This window comes from Devosia sp. 919, from assembly GCF_013185965.1.
Classification (GTDB): Bacteria; Pseudomonadota; Alphaproteobacteria; order Rhizobiales; family Devosiaceae; genus Devosia.
The window spans coordinates 425,066-438,242 of the sequence record NZ_JABAOL010000001.1; the positions used below are offsets into that span (position 1 = coordinate 425,066).

Below are 13,177 nucleotides of genomic sequence, written 5' to 3' on the forward strand. Positions count from 1 at the left end.
CAACCGCATGCCGTCCCCCGGAGAAAACCTGCGCATCAATGGTGACCGGCTTTGGGACAGCCTGATGGACATGGCCAAGATCGGCCCGGGCGTGGCCGGCGGCAATAACCGGCAAACCCTGACCGACGAGGACGGGGAAGGGCGGCATCTCTTTGCGCGCTGGTGCGAAGCGGCGGGGCTCACCCTCGGCGTTGACCGGATGGGCAATATGTTTGCCACCCGCCCCGGCACCGATCCCGCGGCGCTGCCGGTTTACATCGGCTCGCACCTCGATACCCAGCCCACCGGCGGCAAGTTCGATGGCGTGCTCGGCGTTCTGGCCGGGCTCGAAGTGGTGCGCTCGCTCAACGACCTCAACATCGCCACCCGCCACCCCATCGTCGTGACCAACTGGGCCAATGAGGAAGGGGCGCGCTTTGCTCCGGCCATGCTGGGTTCGGGCGTGTTTGCCGGCGTCCATACGCTCGATTACGCCTATGCGCGTCGGGATGGCGAGGGCAGAAGCTATGGCGAGGAACTCAAGCGCATTGGCTGGCTGGGCGACGAAGAGGTGGGTGCGCGCCCCATGCACGCCTATTTCGAATACCACATCGAACAGGGCCCGATCCTTGAGGCGCAGAACAAGCAGATCGGCGTCGTCACCCATTGCCAGGGCCTTTGGTGGCTCGAATTCACGCTGACGGGTCGGGAAGCCCATACCGGCTCGACCCCGATGAATATGCGCGTCAATGCCGGGCTGGCGATGGCACGGATCATCGAGATGGTGCAGGCCGTCGCCATGGACAACCAGCCGGGGGCGGTGGCCGGGGTCGGCCAGGCCCGGTTCTTCCCCAATTCGCGCAATGTTCTGCCCGGCAGGGTAGTGTTCACGGTTGATCTGCGCTCGCCGGATCAGGGCAAGCTGGATGCCATGCGGCGCCGGATCGAGGAAGAGGCCGCCAGCATTACCGCCGCGCTCGGCGTGGGCTGCAGTGTCGAAGATGTCGGCCACTTCGATCCCGTCACCTTCGCGCCCGAACTGGTGGATCGCGTGCGCAGTGCTGCCGAAAAATTGGGCTATTCGCACATGCCCATCATTTCTGGCGCCGGCCACGACGCTTGCTGGGCCGCCAAACTGGCGCCCACGACCATGATCATGTGCCCTTGTGTTGATGGCATCAGCCACAACGAAGCCGAGGAAATCAGCCGGGACTGGGCCGCTGCTGGCGCCGATGTGTTGTTCCACGCCGTGCTCGAAACCGCGGAGTTCACTGAGTGATGATGCTGGCACCCTCAGCGTCACTTCTGATCGGCACTGCCGCGCTTGGCTATGCGTCGATCTGCCTGCCCGCTTTTGCCGTGAACCAGGATGCGTCTTCCCCAGAGGACGATGTCGCTATCGGCACAACCACAGAGGTGGGGCCAGACGTGCTGTGCAGCGTTCCAAGCGGCATCGTCGACGGTGCACCCGCAACGGGGAGTGCATTTCCCATCGATGCATTTCTTGACTTTACCCCTACAGGTAAGGGCCTGACGGCAACAGCCACCCGCACGAAATGGGGCGTGAAAGTCATCGTCCATGCTCCACCCGATGTGGTGGATACCATGGGCGCGGTGCGCACACTCACCGCATTCATCGCGCGCAATCTCGAGCCTTGTCCCGATCCGTTTCGTACGCTCCCGGTGAGTATCGGCGTCGAGAACCTCGACATCATCACCGAGGACGGTGTTGCCAGGGACTTTCACTTCGGACCGAAGGACTAAACCGCCAGCGAGGGCTGGCACCAAAATTGCAGTTCACGCCGTAGTGAAACTCCGGCGAGAGTAGGATCAGGGGAGAGTGACTACGAAATGAGCAGCATAGTCATCAAGAACGGGACGGTGGTTACCGCCGACCTGACCTACAAGGCCGATGTGCTGATCGAGGGCGAGCGCATCATCGAGATCGGCGCCGATCTCGATGGCGACGAAGTACTCGACGCCAGTGGCTGCTATGTGATGCCGGGCGGCATCGATCCACATACCCACCTCGAAATGCCCTTCATGGGCACCTATTCCGCCGACGATTTTGAAAGCGGCACGCGCGCCGCCCTTGCCGGTGGGACAACCACCGTCGTGGATTTCTGCCTCCCGAGCCCCGGCCAGTCCCTGCTTGAAGCGCTGCAGATGTGGGACAACAAGACCGGCAAGGCCTCGACCGACTTTGCCTTTCACATGGCCATCACCTGGTGGGACGAGCAGGTCTGGCGCGAAATGGCTGAGGTAGTGGATCGCGGCATCACCTCCTTCAAGCACTTCATGGCCTATAAGGGCTCGCTGATGGTCAATGACGACGAGATGTTCTCATCGTTCAGCCGTTGCGCCGAGCTTGGCGCCTTGCCGCTGGTCCATGCGGAAAACGGTGATGTCGTTGCTGCCATGACCCAGAAGCTGCTCGACGCCGGCAATAATGGCCCCGAGGCCCATGCCTATTCGCGCCCTCCCGAAGTGGAGGGGGAAGCCACCAACCGCGCCATCATGCTGGCCGATATGGCGGGCGTGCCGCTGTATGTCGTCCATGTCTCGTGCGAGCAGGCCCATGAAGCCATCCGCCGGGCGCGCCAAAAAGGCATGCGGGTTTATGGCGAGCCCCTGGTGCAGCACCTGACGCTCGATGAAAGCGAATATGCCAACCCCGATTGGGACCATGCCGCGCGCCGGGTGATGTCGCCCCCGTTCCGCAACAAGCAGCACCAGGAATCCCTCTGGGCCGGCCTGCAATCGGGCTCGCTATCGGCGGTAGCCACCGATCACTGCGCCTTCACCACCGCCCAGAAGCGTACCGGCATCGGCGATTTCAGCAAGATTCCTAATGGCACGGGCGGCCTCGAAGATCGCTTGCCGGTATTGTGGACGGCTGGGGTCAACACCGGTCGCCTGACCATGAACGAATTTGTGGCGGTGACCTCGACCAATATCGCCAAGATCCTCAACATGTATCCCAAAAAGGGTGCGGTGCTGCCCGGCGCCGATGCGGACCTGGTGGTCTGGGACCCCAAACGAAGCAAGACCATTTCGGCCCAGCGCCAGCAATCGGTGATCGACTACAATGTGTTTGAGGGCTTTGAAGTCATCGGTCTGCCGCGCTTTGTCTTGAGCCGGGGCAAGGTGTCGATCAGCGAAGACGAGGTGCGGGCCGAGCCCGGCCACGGCAAGTTCGTGCCGCGCGAGGCCAAGAACCCGGTCAGCCGCGCCCTCTCGCAATGGAAGGATCTCGTGGCGCCCCGCCGTGTCGAGCGCGCCGGCATTCCCGCGAGCGGCGTCTAGCCATGGCGACAATGCTCTTCAAACCTATTCGCTCCAAGCACTAGAGGGCCAACTCTTGTCCGTGTTGTCTGCTGCACCCGCCATTTCTTCTCCCACGGCTTTGCAGTCGGCACCCGTTGTCTCAGCGCGCGGATTGGGGCTGATGTTCAAGACCAATGATGGTCCGGTCCATGCCCTGTCCAATGTCGATCTCGATATCGGCAAGGGCGATTTCGTTTCCTTTATCGGCCCGTCGGGCTGCGGCAAGACGACGTTTCTGCGCACCATTGCCGATCTGGAACAGCCCACATCGGGCACGCTCACCATCAATGGGCAAACTCCCGAACAAGCGCGCAAGAGCCGCGCTTATGGCTATGTGTTCCAGGCCCCCGCGCTCTACCCCTGGCGCACGATCGAAAAGAATGTCGCGCTGCCGCTCGAGATCATGGGCTATTCCGCGGCCCAGCAGCGCGAACGCATCACCCGCACGCTCGAGCTCGTGAACCTGACCGGCTTTGCCGGCAAATTCCCCTGGCAGTTGTCGGGCGGCATGCAGCAGCGTGCTTCAATCGCGCGGGCACTGGCTTTCGACGCTGACCTCTTGCTGATGGACGAGCCCTTCGGCGCGCTCGACGAAATCGTGCGCGACCACCTCAATTCCGAACTGCTCAAGCTTTGGCAACGCACCGGTAAGACCATCTGTTTTGTCACCCACTCCATCCCCGAGGCGGTGTACCTGTCGACCCGGATCGTCGTGATGTCGCCCCGCCCCGGGCGGGTGACTGAGGTGATCGACTCGACGCTCCCCCGCGAGCGTCCGCTCGATATCCGCGAAAGCCCCGAGTTCCTCCAGATCGCCGCGCGGGTGCGCGATGGCCTGCGCGCGGGCCATTCCTATGACGAGGTCATGGTCTGATGGGGCGCATGCAGCAAGCTTTCCCCATTCTGGCTGTGCTGCTGATGCTGGTTTTGGCCTGGTATGGGGCTGCCATCGCGATGAATGCGGCCTGGCAAAACGACGTGAACCGGCGCGCCGCCATCGAGAATGTACCGGCAACCGAGTTCGTCCTTGCCACCTGGAACCAGGAAAAGCCGGTTCTGCCTACGCCCCATCAGGTGGTGGGCGAATTGTGGAACTCGACCGCCCTGGTGGCGCCCAACAAGCCGCGCAGCCTGCTGTTTCATGCGTGGGTGACCTTTTCGGCGACGGCACTGGGCTTTGTGATGGGGAGCCTCCTGGGCATCGCGCTGGCCATCGCCATTGTCCATAGCGAGGCGACCAGCCGCTCGCTGATGCCCTGGATCGTGGCGAGCCAGACCATTCCCATTCTGGCGCTGGCACCGCTGATCGTGGTCATTGGCTTCAACATTTTCACCGGCAGCCTGGGTCTGCCGACCGATCCGGCGCGGCTGCTGTCCAAGGCGATCATCTCGGCTTATTTGAGCTTTTTCCCGGTGACCGTCGGCATGGTCAAAGGGCTGCGCTCCCCCGAAACCATCCAGCTCGACCTGATGCGCACCTACCATGCCTCGCGCGCGCAGACCTTTTGGAAGCTGCGCTGGCCGGCGGCGATGCCGTTCTTGTTTGCCTCCCTCAAGGTGGGCGTAGCGGCGAGCCTTGTCGGGGCCATCGTGGGCGAATTGCCGACCGGTGCCGTCGCGGGGCTCGGGGCACGCCTTCTCGCCGGATCCTATTACAGCCAGACCGTCCAGATCTGGGCGGCGCTGGTCGCCGCCTCGATCCTGGCGGCGCTGTTGATCCTCCTTGTCGGCTGGGTCGAGGCTCTGGTCGCCCGCCGCATGGGGGTGCGCGCGCCATGAGCCAGTTCCAGCTTTACCTCGCCATCCTTGCGAGCGGGCTTTGCGCCGCAGCGCTGGGCCTGGCGCTTCTGAGCGGGGTCGAGCCGACGCTGCTGCTGCACGGGTTCCTGGTGTTGGGCGCCCTGTCGCTGTTGCGGCTGTGGCTGCATCCGGCGCTGTGGCTCGATGGGGCGCTCGCGGTCCTCGGCGCTGTCGCGGTGCTTGCGAGCCTGCAGCTTTACTCCGGTCCGCCCGCTTTCCTGTGGTTGGCGCTGGTCGCGACCTGGCTGTGGAGCTGGGTGTTTGTCGAGCGCCTGTCGGACCTGACGGCACCGAGCCTGGGGCAGAATGGCGGCCTGGGCTTGTTGATCCCGCTGACCTTTGGCCTCGCCATTCTCGTGACCTGGGAAGCGATCACGCGCGGCGCTAGCGTGCCGCAGGTGATCCTGCCGCCTCCCTCCCAGATCGGCAGCCGCATCGCCGCAAGCCTGCCGACGCTCTGGACCGATTTCCAGCAAACCTTTCTCAAGGCGGTGCTGGCCGGCTACGCCATTGGCTGTGGGCTGGGCTTCTTGGTGGCCATCCTCATCGACCGCTCGCCGTTCCTTAAATCCGGGTTGTTGCCGCTGGGCAGTTTTGTTTCAGCGCTCCCCATCGTGGGGGTCGCGCCCATCATGGTGATGTGGTTCGGCTTTGACTGGCAGAGCAAGGCGGCCGTGGTCGTGATCATGACCTTCTTTCCCATGCTGGTGAACACCATTGCCGGGCTCAACGCCGCTTCGGCCATCGAGCGCGACCTGATGCGCACCTATGCCGCCAGCTACTGGCAAACGCTGCTCAAGCTGCGCCTCCCGGCGGCGGCTCCCTTCATCTTCAATGCGCTCAAGATCTGTTCGACCCTCGCGCTGATCGGCGCCATCGTGGCCGAGTTCTTCGGCTCGCCCGTCGCGGGCATGGGGTTCCGGATTTCGGCCGAGATCGGGCGCATGAATGTCGACATGGTCTGGGCCGAGATCGCCATGGCGGCGCTCGCCGGCTCGGTTTTTTATGGGGTGGTCGCGCTGGTCGAGCGGGGGATCACGTTTTGGCATCCGTCCATGCGTCGTGCGTGAGGCGGCACAACAGGGGAAAGCAGCATGAACAAGTTCTTGGTCGGGGCTTTGGCAGGGGCTATTTCGCTCGCCTCCGCACATGCGGGATATGCGCAGGACAATAACGTGACCCTCCAGCTCAAATGGGTCACCCAGGGTCAGTTCGCCGGCTATTATGTTGCGGCGGCAAAGGGCTTTTACGAGGAAGAAGGGCTTGATGTGGAGATCAAGCCCGGCGGCCCCGATATCGCCCCCGAACAGGTGATTGCCGGCGGCGGCGCCGATGTGATCACCACCTGGATGGCGGCGGGGCTCGCAGCGCGCGAGCGCGGCGTGCCGCTGGTCAACATCGCCCAGCCCTTTGCGTCCTCGGGCCTGATGCTGACCTGCCGCAAGGATGCGGGGGTCGAGACCACCGACGACTTTCCCGGCAAGACGCTGGGCGTCTGGTTCTTTGGCAATGAATATCCATTTTACGCCTGGATGGCCAAGCTGGGCCTCGCCACCGATGGCAGCGAAGGGGGCGTCGAAGTGCTCCGCCAGGCCTTCAATGTCGATCCGCTGATCCAGAACCAGGCGGCCTGCATCTCCACCATGACCTATAACGAATTTGGCCAGGTGCTCCGGGCGGGCCTCACCGAAGACGATCTGACGGTCTTCAACTATCGCAACGAAGGCGTCGGCATGCTCGAGGACGGGCTCTATGTGCTCGAGGAGAATCTCGCGGATCCCGCTTTTGTCGAGAAGATGACCAAATTCGTGCGCGCCTCGATGAAGGGCTGGGAATATGCCCGCGCCAACCCCGAAGAAGCCGCCCAGATCGTCGTGGACAACGACATGACGGGCTCGATGACCGTGGAAGACCAGCTCTACCAGGTCACCGAGGTCAACAAGCTGACCGAAGGCTCGACCGGCGCCCTCGATGAAGCCGCCTATCAGCAAACCGTCGATACGCTGCTTTCGGCCGTGTCGCCTGACAATCCGGCCATCACCAAGGCCCCCGAAGGCGCCTTCAGCCATGTCGTGACCGACGGGCTCTAGTGGCTCGACATCGTTGAACGCCAGAGGGCGGGAGCAATCCCGCCCTTTTTCATGCCGCGATTTGCCGCTCTTTTGTGCGCTTTTGTACAAATTGTGGGCACTATCTGGAACGAAAAGCAGTAGCTCACGGTTGAGTGATCATCGCGTCAAACGCCTGAGGACTCCATCATGAACTCCATCATTTATCTCGTCGGTCTTGTTGTGGTCGTCCTGGCCATCCTGTCTTTTCTTGGCCTCAGCTAAGGGAAGCGGCAGCTTTCTTCCGTTTCCCCCCGCGAAAGGCTCATCATGACCATAGAATCTACTCTGGGTGTAACCCGCGTAGCCACAACCGCTTCGGATGGCGACCAGTCCTCCTATGTTGACTGGCCCGCCATCATTGCAGGTATTGTGCTCGCTTCGGCAATTTCCGTCGTCTTCATCAGCTTCGGATCGGCAATTGGGCTGAACTTCCTCGACTTCAATGCACGCGAAGGCGCCTCGCCGATCTTCATCGCCATCGTGGCGGCCAGCTGGTTCTTGTGGGTACAGGTGTCGAGCTTCATGGCTGGCGGGTACCTCACCGGTCGTTTGCGCCGCCGCTATCACGACGCCACCGAGCACGAGAGTGATGTGCGCGATGGTGCCCATGGCCTGCTGGTTTGGGCCGGCGCCGTTGTGGTTGGCACTGTTCTGGCCGTGAGCGGCATTGGCGCTGCTGTAAATACAGCGGGTGCCGCACTTTCCACTGCAACCCAGGCTACCGCCAATGTGGCGGGCGGCGCAGCTGAAGCAGTTGATCCAAACGCTTATTTCATCGACACTCTGTTCCGCTCGCAGCAGCCGACCAATCCCGAAGCCGCACGAGCCGAAGCGGGCCGCATCTTCGCGCAGGCCGCTTTGGGCGATGGTACAGTGGTGGAAGAGGACCGCACCTACTTGGCCAATGTCGTTGCCGCCAATACCGGGCTGACGCCAGAAGAAGCCAATGCCCGCGTCGATCAGGTGATCGGCAATATCGAGCAGGCCCGTCAGGATGCGCTGGAAACCGCGCGTACCGCGCGCAATACCGGCATCCTTGGTGCATTCCTTTTGGCTGCATCGCTGCTGATTTCGGCTATCGGCGCCTTCTGGGCCGCCCAGAAGGGTGGCAATCACCGGGACGAGAACAGCGTGTTTGCTGAAGTGTTCCGCCGCTTCTAAGCGTCACTGGAAAGGAAAACATCATGTTGCGTGGTTTGGGTCTCTGGCTCCTCGGTGTGCCGATCTGGTTGATCATCATCATCGTACTCTTCTTGAACTAACAGAAATGGGCGGGGAGCAATCCCCGCCCATTTTTGTGTTGTCTGCAAAGCGGAAAAGACTCAGGCCTGGATGGCCGCCGCCACAATCACGCGGGCGCCCGGGGAATTGTCGGCGATTTCCATGGATCCACCGAGGCGCTGCACCAGGCTCGCCAACATGCGCGAGCCGAACCCCGTGCCTTCGGTCACCCCGCTATAACCGCGTCCGCTATCGGCAACGATCAGGCGAAGCATGTCACGGTGCTGCTGCAGGCTGATGAGCAGCGGGCCGGGTTCACCGCCATAGGCATATTTGGTGACATTGGTCACGAGCTCGTTCACGATGAGGCCGACGCTGACCGCCCGATCGGTGCTGATCAGCATGGGGACAAGATCCAAAGTCACCTGTCGGCGCCAGCGCTCGTCCATGGATTTCAGCAACTCATCGACCAACTCGGTAAGATAGCGCGACAAGTCGATAATCTCGACACTGTCATCCTGGTAAAGGCGCCGGTGCGCCAGCCCGACCGCCGATAAGCGGCTCTCCGCCTGCGCCAAGTGTGCGCGCACTTCTTCGCCAGCATTGCGCCCCTGCATGCGCAAGAAGGCGCCCACAAGCGCCAAACTGTTCTGGACGCGGTGATTGACCTCGCGCAACAAGAAATCCTTCTGCCGGATGAGGCTTTCATTCTCGTTGAGGGTCGTGGTCAGCTCGCGGTTAAGCTGCTTGATGCGACTGTTGTTGCGCGCCTCGGTCATCAAGCGAACAACGCGGGACGCGGACTCCGTCTGCGCCAATGTCCAGGGCCGTGAGCGGCCGCGCACGCTTTCGGACCATGCTTCGAATGAAGCGCGCGGCTTAAGCACCGCCCCCGGCTCGTGCGGCACGTCCTTGTGCGGGTTGCCGGCCCATTTGACAGTCTGCAACTGTTCGGCCCGGAACCACATCAGAATCGTGGGTACCTCGGTTGACATCGTGACGGCGAGGAGCCCGCTGGCACTCTCCTGAAACGCCGCGGCTGCGGGATAGTCCTTGCTCAGTTCACGGCTGGCGACCGGCTTGAGGGATCCGGGATGGCGCACATGTTCCGCCAATTGGCGCACATCTGCTGGGTCGGGACAATTGCAGGCGCGAAACAGCTCGCCCCCCTGAACGGCGGCAAAGCCATCGGCTTGCAACAAAGCGGCGAGTTCTTCGCCGGATCGCGCAAAGAACTCTACGAGGGAGCTGTCAGTGCCGAGGCGGGCGAGGATGGCGTCTTCCTGCGCGCGCAGCGCAATCCGCTCGCGATACAACTCGCCCTCGTCACGCGCCTTGACTTGGCGAGCGAGACTGGTTGCCATGGCCTGACATGCGAGCCTTGTGGTCAGCGATAATTCGCGCGGTTGGTGGTGATGGCAGGCTATGAGCCCCCACAAAACGCCATCAACCACGATGGACATGGAGGCCGAAGCGCCCACCTCCATGTTCTTGAGGTACTGGATATGGATCGGCGACACACTGCGCAGCGTCGAGTCACTGAGATCAATCGACGTCAGGTCGCGGCTCGCGCTGACGATCGGGGCCGGCTCATACTGCACATCGGCGATGACGCGAACCTTGTTGCGCACATAAAGCGCCCGCGCCTGGCGCGGGATGTCCGTGGCGGGGAAATGATGGTTCATGAAGCTAGAAGAGCGATCGCTGATGCTTTCGCCCAGCACCACGCCCGCCTCGTCATCGATGAAGCGGTAAACCATTACCCGGCTATAGCCGGTGAGGCGCTGGAAAATGCCCGCGGCTCGGTTGGACAGGTCCGCCAGGGTGGTCGAGCGCTCCAAGGTGGCGCCCAGTGTCTCCAACTGCGCCAGGAATTGCGCGTCAAGATCCGCGTTTTCGTCGGGGTCGGTGAGTTCAACCACCAGATGCCCACCACTGCGATAAGCGACGCCATCACGCGCTCGTCCACCAAACTGCAGGCGGCCAAGCACCAGCAAGCCGGAAGCCGGGATCTTGCCGACAAGCGCTTGCACGTTGAGCCCCGTGAGCTCAGCCAACGGAAGCCCAAGGATTGGGGCAGAACCGTCCGGTCCGGCAAAACCTTCAACAATGCCGCTATCGGCATCAGCAATCAGCATTGTGCCATAGGGCTGGATGGATCCGGGAATATGGATCGGCTCCAGGTCGCAATTGGTCAGGTCAACGGTCTTAGGCTCTGGCAAAGACAGGCTCCGAATGGATCGACAGAGCCAGTTGAAACACGGCCCCTGCGGCATGCAATGCTGCGGAATGGTCAAGCTCAGCAGTTCCGAGCAAGGCCACGAACCGCTTCCAGCGCCCCGGATCGTCCGTTTGCGCCGCCAGATGCCGTGCTCCGAAATGCTCGCTTAGTCCAAGCTGTTGTGCCCGCGCAAAAAGGATGCGCGCACCCACGCCCGAGCCCTCCAGCACATAAAGTGCCCCGAGGGCAGAAGCAAACCCCAAGGGAAGCTCAAGGATGGGGGCGCTTGGAAGATCAGCTTGCCTCAGATCCTTCAGGTCGGCGCGGAGAGGACCCGCCAGGTCCTGCACCGACCATTCTGGCCGGCCTCGGACGGTCGGCTCCACCGCGGCGCGGAACCGGTAGGAGCGGATAACAAAGGCCCGATAATCGTCCAAGCTTTCGAATTGGCCCACAATATTGTCGAGGCGCGTATGCACGGCTTGAGTATGCAATCGCAGTGCGCTGCGCAGGCTAGTGTCGGCCAACCGGTCAGTCTCCTACCGCTTCCGCTTGCTGCGCCAGGGCATGTGTGGCGCGGACGGGGTGCAATCCACTTTAGCAGCAAGTCACGCGGTTCAAAGCGCTGCAGCCGAAGGCAGACCTTCATATGTGCGCAGTTTGAGCGATAAGCGCATCCTGCCGCAAGTGGCACAGCACCCGCAAAGCAGAGAGCTGACTGGAGAGAGCTGAATTTGCGGTGACTGTGGCGCATCTGCGCCGCAATCACCTTGCGCTCGGGGGATTAGCGAGGGGTGGGTGGGGCAGGTTGCCGACGACCATCACCCTGGCGGGATCGCACCAAGGCATAAGCCAAGCTCAACACCGCACCGGTAACCGCGACTTTGCGGATCAAGCCGGGCATGTTGTGGGCGACTTCAGATTTGATGCCCATTTCCGCCGGGATATTGGGCACTCGGCCGGCCAGCAGGTCGGCCGCTACGCCTTCAACCACGTTGATGCGGTCCGCTGCCAACAGGATCAGCCAATGGCTCCATTTACCTTCGCTGCTCTTGAACGCCTGCCGACGGAGCGCCCCACTGACGCCGCTGGGCGGAGTAGAGGTGCCAAATACGGCGGTACGCCGATTATGCTCGGTTGAACGGAGCACCTCGACAGTTTCTGGCTGCAAGGCTGGTCGTGGCCAATCCAGCCCACCCTTGCTGTCCTTGGAAATGTCGCGCATCGGGTAGGTTGGATTGTTGGCCGGGTCGGCATCCACACCCCAGCCGACCACCTGGGTCGGATCAATCCGCTGCTGGGCCGCCAGGGCTTCAGGCGACATTGATTGAGGAAGGGACGAGGACGGGCTTGATGCAACCATCGAGCTTGGCAGAGAAGATGTGGTAGGCATCGGAGACCTCCTCGAGCGGCACTTTGTGGGTGATAAGGGCTTTGGGGTTGATGCGGCCGGCCTGCACATGCTCGATCAGCCGCGGCAGGAGGCGCTTCACCGAAGCCTGGTTGGCGCGAATGGTGATGCCTTTGTTGACGACATTGCCGATCGGCACCAAATTCCCGGTTGGGCCATAAACTCCGACAATTGAAACGATCCCGCCCTTTTTGACCGAGTTGATCGCCCAGTGCAGCGCGGTCGCGGCACCCGCTTCAAGCTTGAGCTTGGTGCCGAGCAGGGTGTGCAATGCACTTCCTGCTGCGTCTCCGCCCACCGCATCGATGCAGACGTCAGCGCCGAGGGAGTCGGTGATCTTCTTGAGGAAATAAACCGGATCTTCGATGGAGCGGAAATTGTAGACCTCGGCCGGACCGTACTGGCGCGCGAAATCAAGCCGGTATTCGAGATGGTCAATGACGATCACACGTCCGGCCCCAAACAGCCACGCGCACCGGGCGGCCATGATGCCAACCGGGCCGGCCCCGAACACCACCACCGTGTCACCGCGCTGGATGCCGCCCATTTCGGCGGCCTGGTAGCCGGTGGGCACCACATCGGTCAGCAGCACCGCATCATCGAGATCCATGCCGGCCGGGATCTTGGTTGGCCCCACATCGGCATAGGGAACGCGCACATATTCGGCCTGCCCGCCATCATAGCCACCAGCGGTGTGGGAATAGCCGAAGATGCCGCCCACGGCAGTCGCCTGACTGTTGGACTCGTGGCAATTGCCAAACAGACCCTGTTGGCAGAAGTGGCATTTGCCGCAGGCAATATTGAAGGGCACGATCACATGGTCACCCACGGCGAGGTTGCGAACCTCCGAGCCGACCTCGACAACAATGCCGGTAAACTCATGCCCGAAGGTCATGCCGATCCGGGTGTCGGGCACCATGCCGTGGTAAAGATGCAGGTCCGAGCCGCAGATGCATGAGCGCGTCACCCGCACGATCGCATCTTCCGGATGGAGGATCTCGGGCATCGGCTTTTGCTCGGCCCGCACCCGATAGGGCCCTCGATAATCCATCGCCAGCATGCGCATCTCCTTGCAATAGCTTGGGTTGAATGCTGAGGATGCCTGCG

The 13,177-nt window shown here is 62.2% G+C and carries 12 protein-coding genes; 8 read left to right on the forward strand and 4 right to left on the reverse strand.

Annotation, left to right across the window (positions count from 1 at the left end):
* Positions 1 to 7: 7 nt before the first annotated feature.
* From HRQ64_RS02085 to HRQ64_RS02120, 8 genes are all read left to right on the forward strand, one after another.
* Complete coding sequence (locus HRQ64_RS02085) at positions 8 to 1,258, forward strand: Zn-dependent hydrolase (protein WP_172121819.1); 1,251 nt, start codon at positions 8 to 10, stop codon at positions 1,256 to 1,258.
* Entirely contained in the window at positions 1,255 to 1,743 is a 489-nt protein-coding gene (locus HRQ64_RS02090; RefSeq protein WP_172121820.1) for a hypothetical protein, read from the forward strand. Before HRQ64_RS02085 ends, HRQ64_RS02090 begins: the two co-directional genes overlap by 4 nt.
* A gap of 87 nt (positions 1,744 to 1,830) precedes the next feature.
* A complete protein-coding gene (gene hydA / locus HRQ64_RS02095; RefSeq protein ID WP_172121821.1) occupies positions 1,831 to 3,285 on the forward strand; it encodes a dihydropyrimidinase in 1,455 nt (484 codons plus the stop codon).
* 142 nt (positions 3,286 to 3,427) lie between these two features.
* Positions 3,428 to 4,180, forward strand: coding sequence for an ABC transporter ATP-binding protein (locus HRQ64_RS02100; protein ID WP_172121822.1), 753 nt, complete (start codon positions 3,428 to 3,430; stop codon positions 4,178 to 4,180).
* Entirely contained in the window at positions 4,180 to 5,085 is a 906-nt protein-coding gene (locus HRQ64_RS02105) for an ABC transporter permease (RefSeq protein ID WP_172121823.1), read from the forward strand. Before HRQ64_RS02100 ends, HRQ64_RS02105 begins: the two co-directional genes overlap by 1 nt.
* On the forward strand, positions 5,082 to 6,176 hold the full coding sequence (locus tag HRQ64_RS02110) for an ABC transporter permease (RefSeq protein ID WP_172121824.1): 1,095 nt from the start codon (positions 5,082 to 5,084) through the stop codon (positions 6,174 to 6,176). Before HRQ64_RS02105 ends, HRQ64_RS02110 begins: the two co-directional genes overlap by 4 nt.
* 24 nt (positions 6,177 to 6,200) lie before the next feature.
* Entirely contained in the window at positions 6,201 to 7,196 is a 996-nt protein-coding gene (locus HRQ64_RS02115; RefSeq protein WP_172121825.1) for an ABC transporter substrate-binding protein, read from the forward strand.
* A 288-nt stretch (positions 7,197 to 7,484) separates the two neighbouring features.
* A complete protein-coding gene (locus tag HRQ64_RS02120; protein WP_127751604.1) occupies positions 7,485 to 8,378 on the forward strand; it encodes a hypothetical protein in 894 nt (297 codons plus the stop codon).
* A 161-nt stretch (positions 8,379 to 8,539) separates the two neighbouring features.
* Here the strand turns inward: HRQ64_RS02120 and HRQ64_RS02125 are convergent, their stop codons facing one another.
* The 4 genes from HRQ64_RS02125 to HRQ64_RS02140 all read right to left on the reverse strand — a co-directional run bounded on the left by HRQ64_RS02125 (position 8,540) and on the right by HRQ64_RS02140 (position 13,130).
* On the reverse strand, positions 8,540 to 10,660 hold the full coding sequence (locus HRQ64_RS02125; RefSeq protein ID WP_248307154.1) for a histidine kinase dimerization/phosphoacceptor domain -containing protein: 2,121 nt from the start codon (positions 10,658 to 10,660) through the stop codon (positions 8,540 to 8,542).
* A complete protein-coding gene (locus HRQ64_RS02130; protein ID WP_127751606.1) occupies positions 10,647 to 11,186 on the reverse strand; it encodes a biliverdin-producing heme oxygenase in 540 nt (179 codons plus the stop codon). The genes HRQ64_RS02125 and HRQ64_RS02130 overlap by 14 nt, the downstream gene beginning before the upstream one ends.
* 257 nt (positions 11,187 to 11,443) lie before the next feature.
* Complete coding sequence (locus HRQ64_RS02135; protein WP_172121826.1) at positions 11,444 to 11,983, reverse strand: hypothetical protein; 540 nt, start codon at positions 11,981 to 11,983, stop codon at positions 11,444 to 11,446.
* Positions 11,973 to 13,130, reverse strand: a complete 1,158-nt coding sequence (locus tag HRQ64_RS02140; protein WP_127751608.1) for a zinc-dependent alcohol dehydrogenase — start codon at positions 13,128 to 13,130, stop codon at positions 11,973 to 11,975. The genes HRQ64_RS02135 and HRQ64_RS02140 overlap by 11 nt, the downstream gene beginning before the upstream one ends.
* Between the last annotated feature and the right edge of the window lie 47 nt (positions 13,131 to 13,177).